Source organism: Streptomyces sp. Ag109_O5-1 (genome assembly GCF_003814875.1).
GTDB lineage: Bacteria > Actinomycetota > Actinomycetes > Streptomycetales > Streptomycetaceae > Streptomyces > Streptomyces sasae.
On the sequence record NZ_RKQF01000001.1, the window covers coordinates 93574 to 117609 of the forward strand.

Annotated in this window: 20 protein-coding genes and 2 pseudogenes; 12 read left to right on the forward strand and 10 right to left on the reverse strand. The window is 70.0% G+C overall.

Annotated features, from left to right (window positions below):
* Positions 1-68: 68 nt before the first annotated feature.
* Positions 69-623 (reverse strand): carboxymuconolactone decarboxylase family protein, encoded by a 555-nt coding sequence (locus EDD90_RS00460; protein WP_123971192.1) that lies wholly within the window; start codon positions 621-623, stop codon positions 69-71.
* Between the two features lie 771 nt (positions 624-1394).
* Here EDD90_RS00460 and EDD90_RS00465 point away from each other — a divergent pair.
* From EDD90_RS00465 to EDD90_RS00480, 4 genes are all read left to right on the forward strand, one after another.
* Complete coding sequence (locus EDD90_RS00465; protein WP_123971193.1) at positions 1395-2012, forward strand: TetR/AcrR family transcriptional regulator; 618 nt, start codon at positions 1395-1397, stop codon at positions 2010-2012.
* 182 nt (positions 2013-2194) lie between these two features.
* Complete coding sequence (locus EDD90_RS00470) at positions 2195-2863, forward strand: TetR/AcrR family transcriptional regulator (RefSeq protein WP_260328663.1); 669 nt, start codon at positions 2195-2197, stop codon at positions 2861-2863.
* 520 nt (positions 2864-3383) lie between these two features.
* Positions 3384-3767: an MmcQ/YjbR family DNA-binding protein gene (locus tag EDD90_RS00475; RefSeq protein ID WP_123971195.1), complete on the forward strand. Its 384-nt coding sequence runs from the start codon at positions 3384-3386 to the stop codon at positions 3765-3767.
* A 77-nt stretch (positions 3768-3844) separates the two neighbouring features.
* Positions 3845-5191 (forward strand): PLP-dependent aminotransferase family protein, encoded by a 1347-nt coding sequence (locus EDD90_RS00480; RefSeq protein WP_260327456.1) that lies wholly within the window; start codon positions 3845-3847, stop codon positions 5189-5191.
* A gap of 38 nt (positions 5192-5229) precedes the next feature.
* Here the strand turns inward: EDD90_RS00480 and EDD90_RS00485 are convergent, their stop codons facing one another.
* The gene (locus EDD90_RS00485) at positions 5230-6489 is read right to left on the reverse strand and encodes an MFS transporter (protein WP_123971197.1); all 1260 of its coding nucleotides are present in this window, start codon (positions 6487-6489) and stop codon (positions 5230-5232) included.
* Positions 6490-7117: 628 nt separating this feature from the next.
* Here EDD90_RS00485 and EDD90_RS56270 point away from each other — a divergent pair.
* From EDD90_RS56270 to EDD90_RS00505, 3 genes and pseudogenes are all read left to right on the forward strand, one after another.
* Positions 7118-8044 (forward strand): GNAT family N-acetyltransferase, encoded by a 927-nt coding sequence (locus EDD90_RS56270; RefSeq protein ID WP_221305054.1) that lies wholly within the window; start codon positions 7118-7120, stop codon positions 8042-8044.
* Positions 8045-8089: 45 nt separating this feature from the next.
* Positions 8090-8554 (forward strand): annotated as a pseudogene (locus EDD90_RS00500) (3'-5' exonuclease); the annotation flags it as partial.
* Between the two features lie 202 nt (positions 8555-8756).
* A complete protein-coding gene (locus tag EDD90_RS00505) occupies positions 8757-9167 on the forward strand; it encodes a hypothetical protein (RefSeq protein ID WP_123971198.1) in 411 nt (136 codons plus the stop codon).
* A gap of 357 nt (positions 9168-9524) precedes the next feature.
* Here EDD90_RS00505 and EDD90_RS00510 read toward each other — a convergent pair whose 3' ends face one another.
* The 7 genes from EDD90_RS00510 to EDD90_RS00540 all read right to left on the reverse strand — a co-directional run bounded on the left by EDD90_RS00510 (position 9525) and on the right by EDD90_RS00540 (position 18620).
* Positions 9525-10193, reverse strand: coding sequence for a TetR/AcrR family transcriptional regulator (locus EDD90_RS00510; RefSeq protein WP_185148822.1), 669 nt, complete (start codon positions 10191-10193; stop codon positions 9525-9527).
* Entirely contained in the window at positions 10190-12196 is a 2007-nt protein-coding gene (locus EDD90_RS00515) for a CocE/NonD family hydrolase (RefSeq protein ID WP_123971200.1), read from the reverse strand. The genes EDD90_RS00510 and EDD90_RS00515 overlap by 4 nt, the downstream gene beginning before the upstream one ends.
* The gene (locus EDD90_RS00520; RefSeq protein ID WP_123971201.1) at positions 12193-13920 is read right to left on the reverse strand and encodes an ABC transporter ATP-binding protein; all 1728 of its coding nucleotides are present in this window, start codon (positions 13918-13920) and stop codon (positions 12193-12195) included. Before EDD90_RS00520 ends, EDD90_RS00515 begins: the two co-directional genes overlap by 4 nt.
* Positions 13920-14819 (reverse strand): ABC transporter permease, encoded by a 900-nt coding sequence (locus EDD90_RS00525; RefSeq protein ID WP_123971202.1) that lies wholly within the window; start codon positions 14817-14819, stop codon positions 13920-13922. The genes EDD90_RS00520 and EDD90_RS00525 overlap by 1 nt, the downstream gene beginning before the upstream one ends.
* Positions 14816-15772 carry an ABC transporter permease gene (locus EDD90_RS00530; RefSeq protein WP_123971203.1) on the reverse strand — a complete coding sequence of 319 codons (957 nt, stop codon included), beginning with the start codon at positions 15770-15772 and terminating at the stop codon, positions 14816-14818. Before EDD90_RS00530 ends, EDD90_RS00525 begins: the two co-directional genes overlap by 4 nt.
* Before the next feature lie 2 nt (positions 15773-15774).
* A complete protein-coding gene (locus EDD90_RS00535; RefSeq protein ID WP_123971204.1) occupies positions 15775-17358 on the reverse strand; it encodes an ABC transporter substrate-binding protein in 1584 nt (527 codons plus the stop codon).
* A gap of 215 nt (positions 17359-17573) precedes the next feature.
* Complete coding sequence (locus EDD90_RS00540; RefSeq protein WP_123971205.1) at positions 17574-18620, reverse strand: LacI family DNA-binding transcriptional regulator; 1047 nt, start codon at positions 18618-18620, stop codon at positions 17574-17576.
* Positions 18621-18728: 108 nt separating this feature from the next.
* Between EDD90_RS00540 and EDD90_RS00545 the strand changes: the two genes are divergently transcribed.
* The 5 genes and pseudogenes from EDD90_RS00545 to EDD90_RS00560 all read left to right on the forward strand — a co-directional run bounded on the left by EDD90_RS00545 (position 18729) and on the right by EDD90_RS00560 (position 23079).
* Complete coding sequence (locus EDD90_RS00545; RefSeq protein WP_123971206.1) at positions 18729-19907, forward strand: phytanoyl-CoA dioxygenase family protein; 1179 nt, start codon at positions 18729-18731, stop codon at positions 19905-19907.
* A 16-nt stretch (positions 19908-19923) separates the two neighbouring features.
* Positions 19924-20685: an SDR family oxidoreductase gene (locus EDD90_RS00550; RefSeq protein ID WP_123971207.1), complete on the forward strand. Its 762-nt coding sequence runs from the start codon at positions 19924-19926 to the stop codon at positions 20683-20685.
* A 25-nt stretch (positions 20686-20710) separates the two neighbouring features.
* Entirely contained in the window at positions 20711-20833 is a 123-nt protein-coding gene (locus EDD90_RS56650; protein WP_260327458.1) for a hypothetical protein, read from the forward strand.
* Positions 20830-21751: pseudogene (locus EDD90_RS00555) on the forward strand (Gfo/Idh/MocA family protein); the annotation flags it as partial. The gene EDD90_RS56650 and the pseudogene EDD90_RS00555, both read left to right, overlap by 4 nt.
* 383 nt (positions 21752-22134) lie before the next feature.
* Positions 22135-23079 (forward strand): alpha/beta fold hydrolase, encoded by a 945-nt coding sequence (locus tag EDD90_RS00560; RefSeq protein WP_123971208.1) that lies wholly within the window; start codon positions 22135-22137, stop codon positions 23077-23079.
* A gap of 92 nt (positions 23080-23171) precedes the next feature.
* On the opposite strand, the gene EDD90_RS00565 is transcribed toward EDD90_RS00560, so the two are convergent.
* A complete protein-coding gene (locus tag EDD90_RS00565; RefSeq protein ID WP_123971209.1) occupies positions 23172-24020 on the reverse strand; it encodes a sugar phosphate isomerase/epimerase in 849 nt (282 codons plus the stop codon).
* Positions 24021-24036 lie beyond the last annotated feature (16 nt).

Here is a 24036-nt window from a genome sequence, read left to right on the forward strand (position 1 = left end):
CCTCGACAGGCGAGATGAAGCGAGCCACGCACGACTTCCGCGCAGGGTCGGCGGCTCCGGGCGCGGGTTCACTGGCGCACGGTCGTACCGGCCGAGTCGGCGGCGGGGATGTCGAGGTCGGTCCGGTTGACGTTGTTGATGAAGTTGGTGAGCAGGAACTGCACCGCCACCGCGACGACGGCCAGGATCTGAGCGTCGGTGTATCCGGCGCCCCGTACCTCCGCGAGGTCGGTGTCGCTGACCTGTCCACGGCTCTCGACCACCTGCTGGGCGAAGCGGGCGGCCGCGGCACGCCGGGGATCGATCGAGCTCCCGACCCGGCCAAGCTCGATGTCGTCGCGGGACATGCCGCCGAATTCGGTGGCGACGTAGGTGTGCATCGCAAGGCAGTAGCCGCAGTCGTTGGCCTGCGAAACGGCCAGGGCGATGCTGTGCCGCGTCCTCGCGTCGAGCACCCGGCTCAAAGTGCCCTGCAGAGTCGTGACGACCTCGAGAACCGCCGGGTTCGACGAGAGGGTCTTGAACATGTTCGGGACGAAGCCCAGCTGCGCACCAATGGTGCCGAGTATCTGCTGCGCGCCGGCAGGCACATCCTCTGGAGCGGGAACGTTCAGTCGTGACACGGTGAATCGACCTCAGATCGGGGTGTGAACAGTCGTCGAGCCCAAGCCGGACTCGCTGTGCTTCGGAGCTCCACCGCAGGCTCTTCCTGCGCCCGCCACGACCTCGACGGTCGCGTCGCTTGCGCCCGGTGGCCTCCGTTGAGGGCGGTGACTCCTCCGGTGCCGGGTTCCGGATCTCTCCACCACCTCGAGCACCTCACAGAAAGGACTATACAGACCAGAATCTGGTACGCAACCCCTCCCCTGGAAGGGAAGCGTCCACCAGGTCGTCTCTGCGCGGGTCGAGCCAAGGCTCGACTCTTAAATGTGCAGGTCAAAGCCGCAGGTGAAGCCTCATGGCGAGCGACTTCGCCGGTCGGAGCGCGAGAGATCGGACGACCTCGAACCAGCCCCGCACAGCTCGCTCCGATTTTTAGTGGACCATTTAGTCCATCCGTGCCTTAAGACTCAGTGGGAACGACGACAAGGCCTGCCGGCTCCGCATGCACCTCGATCCCGCCTCCGTCCCCAAGGAGGTACGACCCCGGGCGCCGGGGTGCCGCAGCGGGCGGACACGGACCTGGGCGATGCCGGCCAGGTCCGGCCCTTGCCCACAGGCCGCGACGCGATCGCCACCCACGTGAAGAATCACAAGGGCGTCATCTCCAAGCGGTCGGCCTTTATGGTCGTATTGGTGTCACAACCGATCCACCTGGAGAACGAGGGCGCCACGCTTGCCATGCACCGAACGGCCGAGCAGTACGAGTGCGTAACGCGCCTGAGGGAGACACCGTGTCCGCAACCAGCGATGTCCGCCGCACGCCCCGCGGCCTGGAGACCCGCTCGCGCATCGTCGATTCGGCAACCAAGCTGTTCTACGTGAGGGGCGTCACCGCCACCACGCTCGATGACGTCCGGCTGGCGAGCGGAACGAGCAAGTCGCAGCTGTACAACCACTTCGGGGACAAACGCGCGCTGATCCACGCCGTGATCGACGTGCAGTCGAGGTTCGTCCTCGCCCGCGAGGAGCAGCACCTGCGCGGCGTGCGGACCCTCGCCGGTCTGCGCCGCTGGCGTGACGCCCTGGTCCAGGCCAACTCGTTGCAGGACGGCTCGTACGGGTGCGCGCTGGGTGCGATGTCGATCGAGCTGTCCGACAACGACGAGCAGTCCCGGCAAGCGCTCAACGCGTCGTTCGACGCCTGGCAGCGGATGCTCGTCGAGACACTGACCCGGCTCCGCGCCCTCGGCGTACTCTCCGAGAACGCCGACCCACAGCGCCTGGGCACCGGCCTGCTCGCGGCCCTGCAGGGAGGTTACGTGCTTGCGCAGAACGCTCACAGCTCCGAGCCGATGGCCGTCGCGCTGGACATGGCGCTGGACCACATCGCGTCCTTCGCCCGCACCTGAACCCACTGCGCGGTTCCAGGCGTGCGCCTGTCTCCGTCGCCACACGTTTCGAGCGGCTAGTCCCGGCACGGCCTTGCCCGGCGCACGGACACATCGAGTCCCATGCGAGTCACCTCTCACAAAAAAGGACCTTGAGGTCCCTTTTCGATCCTGCTAGCGTGCGCAGCGGTAATCTGGCCCATGTGGCGGAACAGACGCGCGACAGAAACGACTCCCGGCTGACCGAGCGCGGGCGGGCAACTCGGGAGCGCATTCTGAGGGCTGCCGCCGACATGATGTACGTCAGGGGCGTGTCTGCCACAACCCTCGACGAGGTCAGGGCAGCCAGCGGAACGAGCAAATCCCAGCTCTACCGCCACTACCCCGACAAGGATGCACTGGTGCGGGACGTCGTCGCATTGCAGGCCACCGAACTGCTCAAACGCCAGCACCAGCTACTCCAGCGGCTCAACTCCCTCCGCGGGCTGGAGCGCTGGCGGGACGTGCTGATCGAACACAACGCGCTCCGGAACGGGGCGTACGGCTGCCCGCTCGGATCCCTCGCCAGCGAGCTGGCCGACCAGGACGAAGAGGCACGCGAGGCGCTCGCCCGGCACTTCGGCACCTGGGAGGGACTGCTCAGGGCCGGGCTCGAGCGAATGAAGGACTCGGGAGTCCTCAGGGCCGACGCAGACGCCGAAGAGCTGGCCACCGGCCTGATGGCCGCCCTGCAGGGGGGCTACCTCCTCGCCCAGACGGTCCAGGACGTCAAGCCCATGCGGATCGCCCTGGACATGGCGATCGGCCACGTCAAGGCCTACGCCGCGCCCGCCGAGGGCGCTTCGCCGACGGAAGACCCTTCAGGGCGCTGAGCCGTCCACGGCAGGAGCGGCACCGAGAAGTCCCGGCGCCGCACCACGGACGGTCGTGTCGCCGTCTGCGGTGCCGGCACCTCCGCCGCGTCCCGGCAGCCACAGGGTGTCCGGACGGGGTTCGGCGACAGGAGGGACGTCCGCCCGCACAGTCCGACGCAGTCCGTTCTGCGCCCGTGCGCAGCCCAGCCTTCAGTCAAAAGCGGAGTACCACTCGACAACAGAGGACTATTTAGTCCCGAAAAACGGTCGACTTGCGGTACGTTTGGAGAGGGCGGCCTCCTGCGGCCACGCACGTCGAATCGCTGCGTGAGCGGAGCGACTGCTCCGTGAACCCGGTCGGCGGGAGCTGCCTGTGGCAGAGCCGACGGGACGTTCTGGACCTGAACAGATTCCAGGAAACCGGCTGCCGTCACCGCGGCCGCCGTGCGGGCACCGCTGTTCGTGCGGCAACGAGGAAGACACCACCTTGGCCCCGGCCGGCCGGTCGGGGTACTCGACGAACGAGGAGTTGACCACCATGGACGGACAGGAGCTGCAGGAGATCGCGGGCGCCAGCACCGCTGACCTGCCCGGCGCCGACCTGGAGCACCGCATCGGCCCCGACTGGGACCTCTACAAGGTCGGCGGCAAGGTATTCATGCTGATGACCGAGATGCCGGGGCATCCTGTCGTGATCCTGAAGGCCGATCCGGACGACGCCGCGGCCCTGCGGGAGCGGCACAAGGACATCACCCCCGGCTATCACATGAACAAGAGGCACTGGATCACGGTGGAGGGCGGGGGCACCGTGGACGAGGAGCTGGTGAGGGAGCTCGTGACCGACTCCTACCGTCTCGTGGTCCGCGGCCTTCCCAGGTCCGAGCAACCCGTGGATCCGCAGACCTTCGGCCGCCGGGCCTGACCGTCGTCATGCCTGAGTCTCCTGATGCCCGCAGTGCCGCCGACCCAGCGCGGCTGCGACAGGCCATCGAGAGTGATGTGATCCGAGCCGAGGGGGGTGTGCGCCGCGCGCTCGCCGCCGCCGTACGCGAGGCTGTCCGCAGCGGCCGCCTGACGCCCGGGACGCGGCTGCCCTCCTCCCGTCGGCTCGCCGACGACCTCGGGCTTGCCCGCAACACCGTGGCCAACGCCTATGGCGACCTCGTCGCCGAGGGATGGCTCACCGCCCGCGGAGGCTCGGGCACACTCGTGACAGACTCGGTGATCACTCGGCCGGCCCCGGGCCGATCAGCTGCCGAACCGTCCGGTGACACGTGCTACGACCTGATCCCGGGCAGCCCCGACCTCACCGCGTTTCCTCGTGCAGCCTGGCTGAAGGCCACACGCCGGGCCCTGGCCGCGGCTCCCGACGCCGCGTTCGGCTACGGCGACCCCCGCGGCCGGCCGGAGCTACGGGCCGCACTCGCCGATCATCTGGCAGGAGCCCGGGGCGTGTACACGAGTCCGGAACACATACTGATCTGCGCTGGTGTCTCGCACGGTCTGCGGATCCTGAGCGAGGTCCTGGCCGGCCGGCGGGCACGGAGTGTCGCCGTCGAGTCCTACGGGCCGGACAGGCACCGTGGCCTGCTGGCAGCCGTGGGGCTGGAGACGCTCCCGCTTTCCTTCGACCCGCACGGAACCGACCCGGTCCCGCCTCAGGGCACCGATGCGGTCCTGCTCACGCCGGCTCACCAGTTCCCTCTGGGCACGACACTGCAGCGCGATCGCCGGACCGCTGTCGTGGACTGGGCCAGACGGACAGGCGGCCTGGTCCTGGACGATGACTACGACGGTGAGTTCCAGTTCGACCACCGGTCCGTCGGAGCGCTCCAGGCACTCGCTCCGGACTCCGTGGTCTATCTGGGTACCGCCAGCAAAACCCTTGTGCCCGGCCTGCGCCTGGCCTGGATGGCGCTGCCGCCCGCGCTGGCCGAGGAAGCCGTGGCGGCAAAGGGACAGATCGACACGTGCGAGGTGCTGAGCCAGCTCACGATGGCGGAGTTCATCACCTCCGGCGCCTACGGCCGTCACGTACGTGCTGCGCGTCGGCGCTACCGCGATCGGCGGGAGTCTCTCGTCGCCGCCCTGACCCAGCACGCTCCCCATGTGCACGTCACAGGAACAGCAGCCGGCCTGCACACGGTTCTCGGTCTGCCGCCCGGGTACGAACAGCAGGTCGTTCAATCGGCGACCCGGCGCGGGCTCAAAGTGGCCGGCCTGTCTCGATACCGCCACGCGCAGTCCCCGCACGTCATGGGCGACGCCCTCGTCGTCGGCTACGGAACACCCTCCGACGCCGCGTGGCCTCAGGCACTCTCCGCGCTCATGGGGATCCTTTCCTGACGCGTGGTGGCGGCCGCCTTGCCCGGCGTCGAATGCCGTCACGGCGACGGCAGAGTCCGCCGTGAGCACTCACTGGGCTGACCGGCCGTGTCGGTGTGCGGATCGCGTGCCGCGATGACGGTGAACAGGGTGGCGACGAGGGCGAAAGCGCCGTAGCCGAGCGCGATCTTCGGCAGCGAGAAGGTGTGGGACAGCTGGCCGGAGATCAGGCTGGGAACGGTCGCGCCGCTGTAGCTGAGGAGATACACCACGGCGAAGATCGGTGCCCGGTCCGTCAGGCTGCTGGCGTACAGCAGGCCGCGGGTGGTGCCGCTGATGGCAACGCCCTGACCGGCCCCGGCGACGACAGTTGCGGCGATGAACAAGGGAAGTGCACCGGTGGCGATCGCCGTGATGATGCCGGTCCAGCCGACCACGAAGGCCGCCATGCCGATGCGTTGGGCTCCCGCCGGGGCGAATCGGCCGCTGAGGGGAGCACCCAGAGCACTGGGGGCCATGTAGGCGGCGAACACCAGGCCCAGGACGAGTGGACTGTGCGTGCGGAGCTGGTCTTCGACCAGCGCGGGCACGAAGGCTTGGTAGAACGCGCCGGTGGCCCAGGTGGACAAGAGGACTGCGGCCGTGACGGCGAGCAGATGCCTGACCCGGACCGGTACGCGGACAGTGGGCTTCAACGATCGCCACGCGCCGGGGACGGTGGCTACGGTGTCCGGGCTGACGGCGATGAGCACCATGGACAGCAGGAGCAGGCCGACGGAGACGAGGTAGACGAGGTCGCGGGGCCAGGGGCCGAACTGGACCAGGGCACCGGAGGCGACGGCGCCCAGGGCAAGGCCGAGCATGACTGTCTGGCTGGACGCGACGGAGGCCAGCCAGGCCGGTCTTGCGGGTGCGGTGTCGACGACGTACGCGGTGAGGCTGCTGCTGGCCAACCCGGCACCCAGGCCCATCAGGATCCGGCCGGCGATCAGGACGCCTATGTGGTGCACGTTCAACAGCACCAGGCAGCCCAGCACGAGCAGTCCGAGGCTGGCGAGGGCCGCGGGCCGACGGCCCACATGGTTGGACAGCCGTCCCAGTACCAGCAGCGTGCTGATGGTCGCGGCGGAGTAGGCGACGACCGTCATCGAGATGCCCGCGTTGGTGAACCCGTCCTGGGCCCGGTAGACGTTGAACAGGGGGATCGTCGAGCCCACCGCGGCAAACGCGGCCGCCAGGGAGAGCAACGCGGACGGGAACGCAAGCCCGAACGTTCTGCCCTGACGATCCCGACCGGGGACTGGGGCCACATTGTGCATCGAGCAGCGTCCTTCTCTCGTTCTGAATCAGGCAGCGCACCGGCTTCTGTCGTGGGCGGTGACAGTCGGCCCTGCGACTGCCGGCTCCTGGGAGCGCCCTCTCCGCGTCACGGCTGCGGTGTGCCCCGTAGGTTCGCCTGGCCCGTCGATCATGCATGAACGGGACTGTTTAGTCCAGACCCGGGCGTGCATCCCGCCCTCGGCGAACACACCCCCAGCCCTGCGCTCGCCAGCACTTCCACGTCGGCTTCCTATCAGTGCCGCGACGGGACTGGATAGGCAGCGATCGAGCGCCTTTACGCGCCGGACCACCCGTCATCGCTCCGCAGCGCTTCCATCTTGCGATACTGGACCATGACGTCCACTTTAGAGTTAGGGTGGAGGTAGTGACTCGATCGAGGGATGGCGACGTAGTTCGCCCGACAGGCCGGCGCCCATGCCATCGGAACCGGACACGCCGCCGACCGGCGGCCCGGGAGGGACGGCTGTGCACGAACATCGGTCAGGTCGTCACCCTCGACGACACCGTTTCCGCTTTCGACCCGGCCGAGCGGGGCAACGGCAAGATCATCGTTCGCCCATGAGGCCATCGCACATGCCCGGACACAACCAGCAAAGGACCATCCGCATGACCAGCCCAACCGAGCCGAACCGCTCGACCGCCGACGACGTGGAGAGGGCGGAACCAGGCCTCACCGGTCAGGATCCCGCCGTCGTCGTCGACGATGCCGGCAGCGATCCCCGTGCTCTCGCGTCCGACTTCGACGTCGTCAACGACGAGAAGACCGGTGCCTACGTGGCCAAGGCCGGTGACACGGAGGTGGCAGGGCTGACCTACCAGGCCGTCGGCGAGAACCGGCTCGTACTGCTGGCCACCTCCGTGTTCCCCGAGTTCCGCAACCGTGGGATCGCGACCAGGCTGATCCGACACGTCCTGGACGACGTGCGCGCGCAAGGAAAAACGGTCACCATCACGTGCCCGATCGTGCACACCTTCATCGAGCGCAACCCGGCGTACGCCGACCTCATCGACCCCGAGCACCCGGGAGCCAGGAGAGCCACGCCGGTCATGGACCAGGCCTTCAGGCTTCCCCGGGGAGAAGGTGAAGCAGCGACGACGGGCGTCGAGGCCGAGGCAGCTGCCCTGGACGAGAACAACGCCACGCTCATCGCCGCAATGGACCAGGCAGGTCCCGACCAGGTGGGGTCGAGCTGGGAGCTTGATGTCATCAACGACACGGAGCGAAGCCGATGGTTCGCGGCCATCGGACCCGAGGCGATCGCGGAGCTCTCGTACCGGTTTGTCGGCGGCCGCGTCGTGTTGCTGACAACCTGGGTCGACCCCGCTTACCGCCACCACCGGGTCGCCACGGAGCTCATCGCCCGCGTGCTGGACGAGATCCGGCCAACCGGCAAGAAGATCACCGTCATCTGCCCGGTCGTGGGCGAGTTCATCGCCCGCAACCCGCACTACCGCGATCTCATCGACAAGGTCCATCCGGGTTCCGGCGCCTACCCGCAGCACAGGCGCGCAGCCGAGGCCGACGACCAGTAACGCCCCGCCGCGATCGAGAACGGCCTGACATAGCGACCCGGCATCTTGCAGGCTCTGGCCCTCGCGGCCCGTGACCTGAAAGAAGGCCGCCGCACGCACCACCCCGAACTGATCCTCTTCCCCTGCAGGGGCGACCTGCAGGACTACGCCGCCCACGACCCGGCCGGCCGCGACCTGCAACCCCTGGTCAACCTCGTCGACACCCACGGCCCCGACGCCATCCTCACCGCCCTCGCCCGCCTCGCACCCGAACAGCACGCTCAGGTCACCGTCTCCACCGCCCACAAGGCGAAAGGACGCGAATGGCCCCGCGTGCTCATCGCAGACGACTTCGACCGCCCCAATGACAGCACGACCGAAGAACAGACAAACGCCACGAGACCACCCGACCCCGTCGACGATGCCGAAGCCCGCCTGGCCTACGTAGCGGTCACCCGTACCCGCCAACGCCTCGATCTGGGCGGCCTGTCCTGGATCCACCACCACCCCGACGGCACACCACCCGTCTGAGTAATCTTTCCGACAATCTACGGACGTGCTCGTCACGCGAGCCGGTACTTGAGAACTTCCGGTCTGTCAGTGCCTGCGACGTGCCAGCCCACGACACTTCATATACCCCGAGGCACCGGTGCACCGGTGGTGGTCCGGACCGGTGCCGGGTAGCTCATAGTGGACTGCTGCATGCCATCGATCCCTTCAGAAACCGATGCCCGTGACGACCGCTGCAAGCGAACCCTCCACCGAGCGTGTCCCCGGCCGGGTCTGGGCGATCCGCCTGACCGGGCATGCCGACCGGACCGCCACCGTCACCTGCACCACCGCGGCCTGTCGGATGCCGCCCCGGTCCAAGGACCTCGCCGGCCTGCGGGCATTCGCTGCCCAGCACGCCGCCGCCCACGCGCGGGTGGCTGCCGTCCACGCCAACGCCTGGTGCCACTGCGGCTTCACGCAGTGCGCAGCCCACCCGGACACGCCCGCTCACTGCGCGGGTGGTGTGGCACTGGTCCTGCAGCACGATCCCGTCGTCGGCCGCGTCTGGACCCTCCAAGAGGTCTGTCAGGCGTGCACCCCGCTGATCCCGAATGGGTGCAGCTCCTTTGGAGGGACGGCCTCACCTGCATAAACTGCGACTTGCGGCGTGCCCGAATGATCGACTCGACCACCGCAGGGGGTCACGCGATGACCCGCACCCCCGTGCTGTCGATCTTGATTCAACGCGCGGGCGTGACCTGCTGGTTCCGAAAGGATCTCCACGACCGGCGGTCGAGCCGAACCGGCAAATGCCCAGCTCAGCCTGTCCCTCGAAAGGAGCCACACCCAAACCGTGCCCGCCCCGGACGGGGTGTGAACCGAACCGCCGGTCGGCGGTCTCTTCACCGTCTTCATCGACATGACCCTGACCTTGGTCCGGAAGGCGACTGTCTCGGGTACAGCCAACTTCGTGATCAGGCAGTGGACTTGGCCACGATCCTGGGGCCGGTCAGTCGCGGTCCCGGGGGACGGCGAGTTCGGTCTCCACGAGTCGGTTCAGATGGTGGCGGGCGTCCTGTGTGCTGAGCGGGGGTGACTGGCGCAGCCGCTGCAGGGCGAGGCCGTCGGCGAGGGCCGCGAACCGGACGGTGAAGCCGTCGAGGTCGTCGCCGCTGAACTCGCCGTCCGCGACGCCCCGTTCGGCCAGGGCGCGGATCTGCCGGTGCCAGGCGGCGTAGCGCTCCGTCTGGCCGCGGGCGAACGCCTCGTCGGTGTCCGGGTCGCCGGCGTTCCAGTAGTCGAACCACATCCGCCAGTGCCGGTCGGTGTCCTCGGTGAAGAGGGCGTCGACGAGCAGCCGCAGGGCCTCCGCCCCGCTGCCCGCCCGCTCGGCGGCCTCGCTGAGTTCCGCGTAGTACCGCTCGATGTGCAGCACCATCGCCTCGGACAGGATCTCCTGGACGCTGCCGAAGTGATAGGTGACCGTGCCGACGGAGACCCCGGCCGCGGCGGCCACGTCCCTGACGCCCACCGACGCATAGCCGCGCTCCGCGATCAGCGGAATGGCCGCCTCGACGATCAGTCGACGCCGGACCTCGGTGGGCTGGCGGGTGCGGTCGGCCGCCGCGACGGCACGGCGCGGGGCCTTCGCCGAACGCGGCGACTCTGCGGCGCTCATCCCGACGTCCTCGCGCTGGTGTGGTGCCAGGACCGCTTGACCACTGTCTCTCCGTTCGCCCGTGCCTCGATACGGCTGTCCATGACGAAGTCCGCCGCCGAGGCGCGCAGCTCCGTACGCGCCATGATCTCAGCGTCGAAGTCGTCGCCGCGCCGCAGCCGGATCCGCCACTCCGACACGGCGCTCGCGGACAGCGGGGCGTCACCGCGGACACGGTACGTCTCCCGTGCGCTCTCCTCGTAGCGGAGCCCGTCCGGGTACGTCCGTGATCCCCCGTAGTTGGGGTCGACCTCCAGGGTCCACTCCCCCGCCGCGACGTCGTGGGTGACCAGCCGTTCGGGCCGGGGCTCGGCGGGCCGGTCGTAGGTGACCGGCAGGGGTGGCGCCTGCTCCGGCTCCTCGAAGAGGATCGGTGGCTCCTCGCCGGCCGCCCGCACGGGCAGGACTACGGCGCTGTCCGCGGGTACTACGCGCAGCTCCCCGCGCTCGCCGTGCGGCCACACCCACGGCCAGTAGGCGTCGGAGACGGCGACCCGGACGCGGTGGCCGGGCGGGAAGGCGTAGCCGATGCCGGTGAGTTCGACCTCGACGTCCTCGTACGTCCCCGGGGTCCACTCCACGGCCTGGTCCCGGCCGTGTCTGCTCAGCAGGTTGAGCACACCACGGGTGACGAGTGTCGAGGCTCCGTCGGGAGCGACGTCGCACAGCCGGACGATCACGTTGGCCCGTGCGGTGGCGCTGTCCAGGCGCAGGCGGACTCGGGGCCGGCCGAGGATCTCGACGCGCCCGGTGAGCGGCTCGGAGTCGAAGCAGACCGAGCGGCCGTCCTCCTCGCGCTGGTCGGGCGGCAGATCGCTCGCGTTGCCGAACGGGAAGAAGCGGCCGGCGTCGAGGCCGGTGTGGAGCGGGGAGCGGACCAGGACCGACTCGCTCCCGGCTGCCAGGGCGCGCTCGCTCCAGGTCACCTTCGGGGAGGGCCAGTTGTCGTCGCCGACCCAGCGGCCGGGCATCACGTCGTACGAAGTGGCGGGCGGCACCGGGTCGTTGATCCAGGCGCGCAGCAGCGGTTCGCGCATCACTCCCGTGTCGGTGTCCTTGAGGTGCTGGTCCCACCAGCGCAGGGTCTCCTGGAGGAAGCCGATCGCCGGGCCGGGCGGCAGCCCCCGGTCCGGGTACTGGTGCGACCAGGGGCCGATCAGTCCGCGCACCCGGTCGGCCGGGAGGTGCTCGACGAGACGGAGGACGGTGTCCCGGTACGGGTCGTTCCAGCCGCCCACCGCGAGGACGGCGGCGTCGATGGCGGTGTAGTCCTCGCAGACGCTGCCGTGCTGCCAGTAGGCGTCGCGCTGCTGGTGGTCGAGCCAGGTGTGCAGGAAGGGCACGAGGGAGTCGAGGCGCTCGCGCCACATCGGCAGCCAGCGGTCGGCGCCTACGTTCGCCGGGTCCGGCGGCCGGGAGGCGAAGGCCAGCATGGTGCCGGCCCAGGCGAGCATGTCGATGCCGAGGACCGCGCCGCCGGTGTAGTGGACGTCGTTGTCGTAGCGGTCGTCGGTGGAGCAGACGGTGACGACCGCCTTGAGCGGTTCGGGGGCGAGGGCGGCGATCTGGAGGGAGTTGAAGCCGCCCCAGGAGATGCCGAACATGCCGACCTTGCCGGTGCACCAGGGCTGGGCGGCGAGCCAGTTGACGACGTCGACGCCGTCGGCGAGTTCCTGGGCGTCGTACTCGTCGCCGGGGGTGCCCTCGCTGTCGCCGTGGCCCCGGATGTCGACACGGACGGAGGCGTAGCCGTGTCCGGCGTACCAGGGGTGGCGCTGGGCGTCGCGGGGCGCGGTCCAGTCGCTCTTGCGGTACGGGAGGTATTCGAGCAGCGCGGGCACGGGGTCGGACTCGGCGTCCACGGGCCGCCAGATGCGGGCGTGCAGCCGGGTCCGGCCGTCCCTGGTGGGGATCCAGACGTCCTCGTGCACGACCTGGCGCTCGAACTGTTCGCGGTACTTCACGAAACTCCTTCGGCCACGGGGGCGTTGAGGGTTGTCCAGCGGCGGATGCGGTGGCCGTCGCCGAGGTCGTTCCAGATGCCGTCCGAGTCGGCGGCGTCCGCCCAGTCGGGGACGTCGTCGGTCAGGGGTGGTGCGTCGGGGTCGGGTTCGAGTGCGGCCGCCATCAGACGGCGGGTGTAGGGGTGGCCGGGCGCGTCGAAGACGGCCTCGGTGGGCCCTTCCTCGACCACGACCCCGTGCCGAAGTACGACGACCCGGTCGGCGATCCCGCGCACCACGGCGAGGTCGTGGCTGATGAACAGGCAGGCCAGGTCGCGTTCCCGGCGCAGGTCGTCCAAGAGCCGCAGCACCTCGGCCTGGACGGAGACGTCCAGCGCGGTGGTGATCTCGTCGGCGATCAGGACGTCCGGCTGTCCGGCCAACGCCCTGGCGATGCCGATGCGTTGGCGCTGTCCGCCGGAGAGCTGGGCGGGCAGCCGGTCGGCGAGGGCCGGGTCGAGGCGTACATCGGCGATGAGCCGGCGGGCTTGTTCGGCGGCCTCGGCACGGCCGGTCGCGGTGCCGAAGAACCGCAGCGGGCGGCGGACCGCGTCACCGACGGAGCGGCGGGGGTTGAGGGAGGTGTCGGCGTTCTGGAAGACCAGCTGGACCCGGCGCCGCAGCGAGAGCGGTCGCCCCGGCGCCGGGCGGGCCAGGTCGCCGGCCTCGTGCGTCATGGTGCCGCCGGAGGGGGTGCGCAGTCCGGCGAGCGTCCAGGCCAGCGTGGACTTCCCACTGCCCGACTCGCCCACGAGGGCGAGGACTTCGCCCCGGCGGACGTCGAAGGAGACGCCGTGCACGGCGCGCGTACTGCCGTAGTCGATGGTCACGTCGCTCGCTGCGACCGCGACCGGCGCGCCGTCGGGGACGGCGGCCTTGGCGCGGACCGTGCGCTCCCCCGCCTCGTCGACGACCGCGAGTCCGGCGTCGTCGAGGCGCGGCACGCTCGCCAACAACCGCTTGGTGTAAGGGTCCTGGGGCGCGGCGAACAGCCGCCGCGTGGCCGCTGCCTCCACCACCCGGCCCGCCTTCAGGACGCACACCTCGTCGGCCATGTGCGCGACGACGCCGAGGTCGTGGCTCACCAGTACGGCGGCCAGGCCGAGTTCGTCGCGCAGGGCGGCGAGCAGGTCCAGGACGCTGCGCTGGGTGATGACGTCCAGGCCGGTGGTGGGTTCGTCGAGGACCAGGGCCTTGGGGCGGGCGGCGATGGCCATGGCGATGGCGACGCGCTGTTGCTGGCCGCCGGAGAGTTCGTGCGGGTAGCGGCGGGCGAGCTCGGCGGGGCGCGGCAGCCGGACCTGTTCGAGCAGGTCGACGACCGGTACCTCGCCGCCCGCCTCCTCGATCTGCCGTCCGATGCGCATGGTCGGGGTCAGCGCCTGTCCGGCGTTCTGGCCGACCATGGCGACGGTGCCGCCGCGCAGCTGCCGCAACTCCCGTGCGGGCAGGGCGAACACGTCCTGTCCGTCCACACGGACACTGCCACCGGTGATACGGGAACCGTGCCGCAGATGGCCCAGCAGGGTGGCGGCGACGGTGGACTTGCCGCTGCCGGACTCGCCGACGAGGGCGAGGGTACGGCCCGGCTCCACCTCCAGGGACACCTCGTGCACGACCGGCACCTCACGGCCGCCCGAACGGTAGGCGACGGAGAGGGAGTCGACGGAAACGACAGAGGTCATCAGGAACCCTCCCTGATCCGGTCCACGCCCCACGCCTTGGAGAGGCCGTCGGCCGCGAGGTTGAGCCCGACCACGAGGGTGGCCAGGGCGATGATCGGCGCGAGGCTCGCCATCGGGACGACGGTGATGGCGGTGCGGTTCTCGGCGACCATCAACCCCCAGTCGGGGGTGGGCGGGTCGGCGCCGAAGCCGAGGAAGGACAGCGAGGAGATCAGCAGCACCACCCAGGAGGCACGCATCGCGAACTCCACGCACACGACGTCGGTGATGTTCGGCAGCACCTCCCGGCGCAGGATCGCCCAGGTGCTCTCGCCGCGGGCGCGGGCGGCGGTGACGTAGTCCATGGGGACGACCGCGAGGGCGGCGCCGCGTACGACGCGGACGACCTGGGGGACGTAGACGACGGCGATGGCCAGGACGATCACCGCGGGACCGGTGCCGAGGGCGGTGACGATGACCAGCAGGGCCAGGATCGACGGTACGGAGAGGATCGCGTCCAGTACGCGGCCGAGCACGTCGTCGAACCAGCCAGCGCGCAGGGCGGCCGCGCAGCCGACGACCGTACCGAGGGCGACGGTGATCAGAGTGGCGGCCACGGACACCCCGAGCGCGTACCGGCCGCCGTACAGAACCCGGGTGAGGACGTCACGGCCGTACTGGTCGGTGCCGGCCCAGTGTTCCCGGCTCGGGCCGAGCAAGGCGTGCGAGGCGTCGTTGGCGATCGGGTCGTACGAGGTGAGCAGCGGGGCGAGCAGCGCCACGAGGATGTGGACAGCGACGACGGCCAGGCCCACCAGGGCGGTGCGGGAGGAGCGCAGGCCGCGCCAGGCACGGACGGCGGCGTGCGGGGCCGCGGGGGCGGTGGCCGTGGTGGCGGGGGTGGTGCCGAGTGCGGTCACCGGGTCCTCCCTCGGGTGCGGAGCCTGGGGTTGAGGGCCATGGCGCCGAGGTCGGCGGCGAGGTTGCAGACGACGTAGATCACGGCGCTGACGAGGGCGATGGCCTGGATGACGGGCAGGTCGCGGTTCTGCACGGAGGACAGCATCAGCTTTCCGATACCGGGGTAGTTGAAGACGTTCTCGACGACCGCGACCCCGCCCGCGAGCCAGGCGACGTTGAGGGCGATCACGTGCAGGGTGGGCAACAGTGCGCTGGGCAGTGCGTGCCGGGTGACGATCCGCCAGGTGGAAAGGCCTTTGAGACGGGCGGTGGTGACGTACTCGCCTGCCATCACGTCGATGACGGAGGTACGGGCCATCCGCACGATGTAGGCGGCCATCACCACGGCGAGCGCGAGCGCGGGCAGCCATACGGCGGGCAGGAGTTGGCCGACGCTCGCCTCGGGGCCGTAGAGGACGACGGCGGGGAACCAGGGCAGCGCGACCGAGAAGCACAGCACCAGGACGGTGGCGACCACGAACTCGGGGACGCTCATGCCGACGAGGCTGACGGTGGAGATGAGGTGGTCGGGCCAGCGGTCCCGGTACAGACCGGCGAGGACGCCGAGGAGGAGGGACCCGGTCACCGCGAACAGCACGGTGACGACGGCGATGAGCGCGGAGTTGCCGAGGTACAGGGCGACTTGGCCGCCGACGCCCTTGCCGGAGACGAGGGAGGTGCCGAAGTCGCCGTGCAGGGCGCCCTTGATCCAGTCGACGTAGCGTTCCCAGGCGGGCCGGTCGAGACCGAGCTGCTCGCGCAGGGCGGCAACGGCGTCGGGAGTGGCGTCCTTGCCGAGGATCTGGGTGGCCACGTCGCCGGGCAGGGCCTGTACGGCGAGGAAGACGAGTACGGAGGAGAGGAACAGGGTGCCGACGGCCGAGGCCAGCCGGCGCAGGGTGAACGACAGCATGCTCAGGCCCCCTTCACACCGATGTTGAGGTAGTCGAACTCGAAGCCGTGCTCGGCGTAGCCGCGGACCTTCCGGGAGATGCCGACGAGCCGGTCGGCGAACATCGGGGTCATCGCCCCGCCCCGCTCGATCACCAACGTCTGCGCCTCGCCGTACAGTTCACGGCGTCTCGTGTCGTCGGTCTCGGCGCGGGCCCGGTCCAGGACGGCGTCGAACTCCTTGTCCGACCAGGCGGTCTCGTTGTAGGAGGAGCCGCTGCGGAAGATCTGGGTGAAGAGCTGGTCGACGGGCCGCCCGGTGAACCAGTAGGTGGCCATCAGGGGCTTCTTCATCCAGATCTGCGTGTAGTACGAGTCCGCGGCGGCCGTCTTCACCTTGATCCGGATACCGGCCCGCTTGGCGGAGTCCTGGTAGGCGAGGGCCATCGGCGTGAACAGCGGGTCGTACGACGAGGTGTAGAGGTCGATGCCCAGCCCCTCGTGTCCGGCCTGCTTGAGGAGGTGGCGGGCCTTCTCGGGGTCGTGCGCGGGGTGGGCGGCGTTGTGGGCGGGGTCGCTGGGCGGCACGGGGTTGTCCCAGCCGGCGGTGCCCGCGCCCTGGAGCGCCACCTTCACGACGTGCTCAGGATCGTAGGCGAGCTTCATCGCCTGCCGGACTCGGACGTCCGTGAAGGGCTTCTCGGTGGTGAGCATCGGCAGCACGTACCACTGCGCGTCCTTCACCCGTGCGACGGTGGCCCGGTCGGAGGCGGCGACCACCCGGGCGGTGGCGAAGTCGAGGTTGGTCTGGGAGAGGAGGTCCACCTGTCCGGCGAGCAGGGCGCCCGAGCGGGCGGACATGTCGGCGACCGAGTAGAAGGCGATGGCGTCGAGGACCGGGCGGCCGGCCCAGTGGTCCTTGTTCGCGGTGACCCGGCCGGGGCCCGCCGGGGCGAAGGACTCCAGCTTGAACGGGCCGGTGCCGATGCCAGTGCGGCCGATGCCCTTCGCACTGCCGTCGGGGATGACGTAGCAGTTGTAGTGCGTGAGGAGGCTGGGGAACTCGGCGTTCGGGGTCTTCAGGGGGACGACGAGGGTGTGGGCGTCCGGGGTACGGAGCGTGCCCGGGTCGACGAGCGGGGCGAGGACGGCGGCCTGGGGTGAGGCGGTCGCCTTGTCGAGGATGTGCCGGAGCGTGTAGGCGGCGTCGGCGGAGGTGAAGGCGCGTCCGTCGTGGAAGGTGACGCCCTTGCGGAGCCGGAAGGTCCAGGTACGGGCCTTGGCATCGGACTCCCAAGACTCGGCGAGGTCGGGGGCGAGTTCACCGTCCGCGCCGACACGGACCAGCCGGTTGTAGAGGGCGCCGAGGTATTCGTATGCCGACAGGGAACTGGCCGGATCAAGGGTCTCGGCGTCGGAGGCCGGGGGCCTGGCGATGCGCAGGGTGCCGCCGGGGTCAGGGGTGCCCTTCAGGGCGGCAGCCGTCAGATCCGGGGTGGCGGCTGCCCCCGTACAGCCGGTGAGCAGCCAGGACGCGCCGAGCGAGGCTGCGCCGGCCGCGCCCGCGGCGAGTACCGAACGGCGCCCCGGGAGGTGGATGTCGGGCATGGACCGACCGTCTCTCTCGCTATTCGTTCAGCGGAACGATTGAGTGAAGTTCGTGAACGATAACCAGACGACGCCTTCCGGCCAACCCTTCGGACGCGGAAATTAACGTCGGAAATGGATCGGTAACGGGACGACGGGAGCGGGGCGCGGCTGCCACGGCAACCCGGCCACCACGAGCACCGCAAACACCCGTTCGAGCGGTTACTGAGCCCGCTTCATCCCGGGAACGGTGCGGCCGCCACATCGGGCGGCAGGTTGAACGGTGTGACCACCTGGATCGCCGAGGGCAGGGTCGGTCCGTCGTCCGGCAGGGCCTTGTGGGCGCGCATGATGGTCTGGCAGGCGCGGCGCACGTCCTGGCGCAGGTCGTGGTGGAGGACCGCGGAGATGCGGCGCTCGCGCAGCAGGCGCGTGTTGTCGTGGTCGAGGTCGTGTGCGATGAAGACCGCGCACCGCCTGCCCAGGGTGTCGAACGCATCCAGTGTGGCGAGGTTGCCGCCGCCCATGGAGTAGACGGCCACGATGTCCTCGTCGCGTTCGAGGGCCTCCAGCACGAGATCGCGCTGGGCGGCGTCCAGGCCGTCGCTGTCGGTGACCTCCACCAGGGACCGCCTGCGGTCGACGAGACGCATCGCGCTGCGGAAGCCCATCTCGCGCTCCTCCTCGCCACGGAAGGAGCCCCGGCTGATGGTGGTGAGCACATTGCCGGGGCGGTCGCCGAGCCACTGTTCCAGGAGGTAGGCGGCGGTGGCGCCGGCGGCTCGGTTGTCGATGCCGACATACGCCAGGCGCGCGCTGTGCGGGAGGTCCGTCACCAGGGTGACGACGGGGATGCCGGCTGCGACCAGGCGTCCGACGGCGGCCGCGATCTCCGGCACGTCGGGGGCCTTGAGGATCACGCCCTGCGAACCACGCTTGGCGATCTTGTCCAGGGTGTCGGCCAGGTCCTGGGGCGGGCAGGTCTCGCGGAAGTGGAAGCGTGAGCGCACCACGGCGGGGTGCAGGGACGCCAGTTCGGCCTCCAGCGCCTCGCGTACGGCGGTGGAGAACCGCTCCGGTGTCTGCATCACGATGTCGATCATGAAGGTGCGACCGGCGATGCGGACCTGGGCCTGCTGGCGGTCCAGGTCCTTGATGGCCTCGTGCACCTCACGGACGGTGCTGTCCCGCACATTGCCCCGGCTGTTGAGGACGCGGTCGACCGTGGCCGTGCTCAGCCCGGACTGACGGGCGATTTCCCTGATCGTATAGGGATGGCGCATGAGGAATCCCAGGTGATGATGATGCACTTTTGATGTGCTTCTGAGGATTGAATGATGGGTTCGGGTTATCAAGACTGACAGAAAGGCAGGCACTGCGAAAGGACCGGAATGCCCTCCATGGCCACGACCGGGCGGACTTGGCTGACCGAGGCCGACTGCGATCTCGACACGTTCCGCTCGCTCGTCGAGCAGAAGACCGACACCGCCGACTACCCCTCGGCGGAGGGTGTGGAGCAGAACGTGCTCCTCTACGACAGCGAACGGCTCCGTGGTCTCGCGGCTACCGCGGACGGCCGCCGCGACGTGCAGAGCGAGCTGATCCGGGCGCTGCTCGACGGCCCCGGCATCGTGGTCCTCAAGCGCGCGTTCACCGACGCTCGTATCGTCGACCGGGCCTCCGAGGCCTTCGCCTCGCTGATCGAGGAGCAGCGCGCGAGCGGTGCCGGGCGCGGCGACCACTTCGCGAAGCCCGGCGCCAACGACAGGGTCTGGAACGCCCTGGACAAGGTGGCCGTGCGAGCCCCCGAGGTGTTCGCCGACTACTACGCGAACGACATGCTGGAGCTGATCTCCGAAGCCTGGCTGGGCCCCGCCTACCAGGTCACCTCGCAGGTCAACGTGGTCAACCCGGGCGGCGCGGCGCAGAACGTGCACCGCGACTACCACCTCGGCTTCCTCACCCAGGAGCGCGCCGCCGCCTACCCGGCGCACGTTCACCGCCTGTCGCCCGTGCTCACCCTTCAAGGCGCCGTCGCCCACTGCGACATGCCGGTCGAGTCCGGCCCGACGCTCTACCTCCCCCACTCGCAGAAGTTCGAGCCGGGCTACCTCGCCTGGCGACTCCCGCGGTTCGTCGAGTACTTCGACGCCCACCACGTCCAACTCCCCCTGGCCAAGGGCGACGCGGCCTTCTTCAACCCCGCGCTCTTCCACGCCGCCGGGCACAACCGCTCGGCCGGCATCCGGCGTATGGCCAACCTGCTCCAGGTCTCCACCGCCTTCGGGCGGGCGATGGAAACCGTGGACCGTGAGGCGATGGCGAACGCGCTGTTCCCGGTGCTCCTGCGCCGCAAGGCCGAGGGTGTCTCGGAGGACTGGTTGCGCCGCGTGGTCGCCGCCACCGCCGAGGGCTATCCCTTCCCCACCGACCTGGACCTCGATCCCCCGGTCGACGGTCTGGCGCCGCCCTCGCAGGCGGACACCGTCTGGCAGGCTGTGGCCGAAGGGTGGGCCCCCGACCGGCTGCGCCAGGAACTGCGGGACGGCGCCGAGCGCCGCCACGGCTGAACAGGACAGAGCACTCATGGCACTTCTTCAGGACAGGATCGTCCTGGTCAACGGCGGCAGCCAGGGCATCGGCGCCGGCATCGTGCAGGCCGCCGTACGCGAGGGCGCAACCGTCGCCTTCACCGGCCGCCGCGCCGAGGTCGGCGAGAAGCTCGCCACTGAGACCGGGGCGCTCTTCGTACGGGCGGACCTCGCCGATCCGGCGCAGGCCCGCGACTCCGTCGTACGGACCGTGCAGGCGCACGGCCGGATCGACTGTCTGGTCAACGCGGCCGGGCTGACGTCACGCGGCTCGCTCCTGGACACCACGCCGGAGCTGTTCGACCAGCACATCGCGATCAACCTGCGGGCGCCATTCTTCTCGATGCAGGCCGCGGTGGCCGACATGAAGGGCCGCGAGGCTCCCGGCACCATCGTCAACATCATCTCCAACTGCGCGCACGGCGGACCCCCCTACCTGGCCCCCTACTCCACCGCCAAGGCCGGACTGGCGGGACTGACCGTCAACGCCGCGCACGCCCACCGCTGGGACCGCATCCGGATCAACGGCCTCAACATCGGCTGGACGGACACCGAAGGCGAGGACGCGACCCAACGCGCCTTCCACGGCGCGGGCGACGACTGGCGCGAGAAAGCCGCCGCGGCCCAGCCCATGGGCAAGCTCGGACAGGTCGACGAGATCGCGGACTTCGTCGTCTTCCTGCTGTCCGACCGCAGCGGCGTGGTGACCGGCTCGGTCATCGACTGGGACCAGAACGTCTTCGGCGGAATGGACTGAGCCACCCCGTGAACTCAGGAGCAGGATGCGCATGCTTACCGGCGTGACGGGTCTGGGCCTCATCGGCGCGTTCCACGCCGGTCCCCGCTCCGGGCGGGAAGCCGTGGACCACCGGCCGGCACGGCTGGAGGCGGTGTGCAAGGGATGACGGACGAGCCCCTGCGGATCGGTGTGCTGGGCGCGGCCCGGATCGCCGAACTCTCCATCATGGGGCCCGCCCGGGACCGTGTCCGGGCGGAGGCGTTCGCCGCCGAGCACGGCGTGGAGCGGGTGGTCCCCTCCTACGCCGACCTGGTCGCCGATCCGGAGATCGAGGTCGTCTACAACCCTCCCCCAGACTCCGTCCGGGGGGCACCCCCATCTCGCTGCGCTCGCCAACGGCCTGCACGGGCCGTGGAACCTGGCCGCGCTCCAGGCCGGCAAACACGTCCTCACCGAGAAGCCGTCCGCGAGCAACGCCGAGGAGGCGGCCGAGGTCCGCGACGCTGCGGCCAGGGCCGGCACGGTGTTCATGGAGGGCTTCCACCACCTGTTCCACCCGGTCACCCGGTGCCTGCGCGAGCTGCTGGACAGCGGGGAGTTGGGCAAACTCCGGCGTGCCGAGACCATGGTCGCCATGCCGGCACCGCCCGACGACGACGTACGGTGGTCGCTGCCGCTGGCCGCCGCGCGCGGCGGACGGCGCACGGGGGCCGGGGACGACGACGAGTGGCTCTACGCCGGCCTGGAGTTCCCGGGCATCGCCACCGGCACCGCCCGCTGCCACATGGGCCACCACGAGTGGCAGATCAGCTGCCGTGTCGTGGGCACCCGCGGCGAGGCCACGGCGTTGAACTACGTGCAGCCGCACCTGGACGACCGGATGGTGGTGCGCACGGCCGCCGGCGAGCGCACCGAGGAACTCGGCCGCCGGTCGTCGTACACCTGCCAACTGGAGGCCTTCGCAGCCCACTTGCGGCACGGTGCGCCACTGGCACTCGACGCCGAGGACGCGCTGACGACGATGCGGCTGATCGACGGGTGCTACCGGGCGGCCGGCTTCCCGGTCCGGCCGCGTTCGGTCCTCGCGAGCCGAGAGGGCGGGAAGTACGACGGGATCACGAGGTACGCACACAGGGGCCGGCCTCGTCAGCCACGCGGCACCAGGCCGACAGCTGTCCGGCGGCTGCCGTCGGCATCCGTAGAACAGCAGCCGGATGGCCAGAAGCGCGTCGTAGCGCCTCCGGGCGTCCGCGCGCTTGGCCGAGTTCGGGGTCGCCGACGACGACCGGTCGCCTTCACTGACTGGTGTTCCTGTCCCACGACCGCACTTGCCAATCGGGACACCGTTCCGCTTACATTCGGAACAGTGTTCCGTTTAGGAGCCCATCCGGTGGTCACGTCGTCAGAATCTGCGCCGCCGACGCATCCCCGTGGATCCGCCACTCTTCACAAGTGAAAGGCAGTCACATGCCAGCATCCGAAACGGTCGCCCAGGGCACCGTTCCTGCTTTGAACTCGGCGATCATCAGCGTCAAGCCGGTGGTCCTGCCGGCGCCGGAGCGCGGCGACAACCTGCAGGTTCGTGTGTCGGCGCCAGTCACCGGCACCGACCTGCCGATCGTCGTCCTCGCCCATGGCTTCGGCCAGTCGATGTCCTCGTACGACCCGCTGGTCGATTTCTGGGCCGCCAACGGCTTCGTCGTCATACAGCCCACATTCCTCGATTCGCTCAGCCTCGGCATCGCTCCCACCGACCCGCGCCACCCCGGCATCTGGCACATCCGGGTCCAGGACGTCGAACGCGTACTCGACGAACTCGACCGGATCGTCGGCGCGATCCCAGGGCTCAGCGGCCGCATCGACCGCAGCCGCCTTGCCGTCGCCGGACATTCCTGGGGCGGACAGACCGTCAGCATGCTTCTAGGCGCCCGCGTTGTCGGTGCGGACGGGCAGCCCGGGCCCGACAAGACCGACACGCGCGTGAAAGCCGGTGTGCTACTCGCCACGACAGGCATCGGCGGCGACACCTTGACGCCGTTCGCCGCGGAGAACTTCCCCTTCATGAACCCCGACTTCGACCGTCTGACCACACCGACCCTTGTCATCGCGGGCGACCACGACCAGTCACTGCTCTCGACCCGCGGCCCCGACTGGTTCACCGACGTGTACCAGTACAGCCCTGGGGCTCAAAGCCTGCTCACCGTGTTTGGGGCCGAGCACTCGCTCGGTGGGATCCACGCCTACAACGCCAAGGACACCACGGACGAGAGCCCCGAACGCGTCGCTCTGATCCGCGAGGCTTCATGGGCCTACCTCCGCAGCGCCCTCGGGATCGACGACACGGCGTGGAAGGAGACCCAGACCGCGCTCATGGAGGCTCCCGAACCGAGCGGACGCATCGACAACAAGTAGGACCGTCCACACCGCAGGCCGCCGCGGACGACCGTAGTGGCGGCCTGCGCCTGCTGAAGCAGTTCGACGACGAGGAGACCCCCTTCTCCCCTCTACCCGAGCAGCGCCGCGGCGGTGCGGTATGCCGCGTCGGCGGCCTCGCGGACCGGGAGTGTCCTGTGCGTATCAGAGAGGATCTCCACTCCCCAGGGTCCGGACCAACCGGCCCTACGGAGCGCGCCGATGATCCCCGGCAGGTCGAAAGTGCCCTCGCCGCACAGGCGGCGGCGCCGGACGGTGTCCTCGAACAGGGTGCCTATGACCTGCGCGTCGGCGTCGTCGAGTTCCACGTCCACGATGCGGGAGCCGGGGACCTCGGCCAGTTCGGCCGCCGGTGTGCCGGCCCGCTCGGTGTGCCAGGCGTCGATGATGAGGCCGCCCGCCGGATGCCCCGCGGCCTCGACGAGCCGCAGTCCGTCGTGCACGGTCTTGATGTTGGACCAGGGCAGGAACTCGATGCCGAGCCGGGCGCCGATTCCGTCGGCCTGTGCCGCCAGCGCGGCGAACTCCTCGGCCCAGACGTCGGGGTCCCAGGGGCCGTCCGTCACATCGGGACCGATCTTGAGAGTGCGTGCGCCAAGTGCCTCGGCGGCCCTCAGGAGGTCCCTGCGGACGGCGTCCGACGCGGCACGCCGGGGGCCGTCGGCCCACCAGTCGGTGAGGAGCTCCAGTTCTATGTGGGTGAGTCCGTTGTCCTCGAAGAGGGAGCGGATGCCCGCGAGCCCGTAGCCGCGCTCGGCCTCCACCAGGTCCGTGTACAGCAGGCCGAAGCCCTTGAACCCGGCGTCGGCCGCGGCCTCCGCGCGCTCCCGCAGGCTCAGCGGGCTGCGTTCGTCAGCACGGCCGGGCGCGGCGTCGCCCGCAGTCGTCCAGCAGGTGGCCAGCAGGTCCTCAGTGGTCATGTTTTCCCGCTTCCTC

Bases quoted from the DNA above. Each gene is read 5' to 3' on its own strand.
- EDD90_RS00475 (WP_123971195.1), top strand. From the start codon at position 3,384: ATGGACGGACAGGAGCTGCAGGAGATCGCGGGCGCCAGCACCGCTGAC.
- EDD90_RS00545 (WP_123971206.1), top strand. From the start codon at position 18,729: ATGCCCTCCATGGCCACGACCGGGCGGACTTGGCTGACCGAGGCCGAC.
- EDD90_RS00565 (WP_123971209.1), bottom strand. From the start codon at position 24,020: ATGACCACTGAGGACCTGCTGGCCACCTGCTGGACGACTGCGGGCGAC.
- EDD90_RS00550 (WP_123971207.1), top strand. From the start codon at position 19,924: ATGGCACTTCTTCAGGACAGGATCGTCCTGGTCAACGGCGGCAGCCAG.
- EDD90_RS00510 (WP_185148822.1), bottom strand. From the start codon at position 10,193: ATGAGCGCCGCAGAGTCGCCGCGTTCGGCGAAGGCCCCGCGCCGTGCC.
- EDD90_RS00535 (WP_123971204.1), bottom strand. From the start codon at position 17,358: ATGCCCGACATCCACCTCCCGGGGCGCCGTTCGGTACTCGCCGCGGGC.
- EDD90_RS56650 (WP_260327458.1), top strand. From the start codon at position 20,711: ATGCGCATGCTTACCGGCGTGACGGGTCTGGGCCTCATCGGCGCGTTC.
- EDD90_RS00540 (WP_123971205.1), bottom strand. From the start codon at position 18,620: ATGCGCCATCCCTATACGATCAGGGAAATCGCCCGTCAGTCCGGGCTG.
- EDD90_RS00560 (WP_123971208.1), top strand. From the start codon at position 22,135: ATGCCAGCATCCGAAACGGTCGCCCAGGGCACCGTTCCTGCTTTGAAC.
- EDD90_RS00485 (WP_123971197.1), bottom strand. From the start codon at position 6,489: ATGCACAATGTGGCCCCAGTCCCCGGTCGGGATCGTCAGGGCAGAACG.
- EDD90_RS00530 (WP_123971203.1), bottom strand. From the start codon at position 15,772: ATGCTGTCGTTCACCCTGCGCCGGCTGGCCTCGGCCGTCGGCACCCTG.
- EDD90_RS00520 (WP_123971201.1), bottom strand. From the start codon at position 13,920: ATGACCTCTGTCGTTTCCGTCGACTCCCTCTCCGTCGCCTACCGTTCG.
- EDD90_RS56270 (WP_221305054.1), top strand. From the start codon at position 7,118: ATGACCAGCCCAACCGAGCCGAACCGCTCGACCGCCGACGACGTGGAG.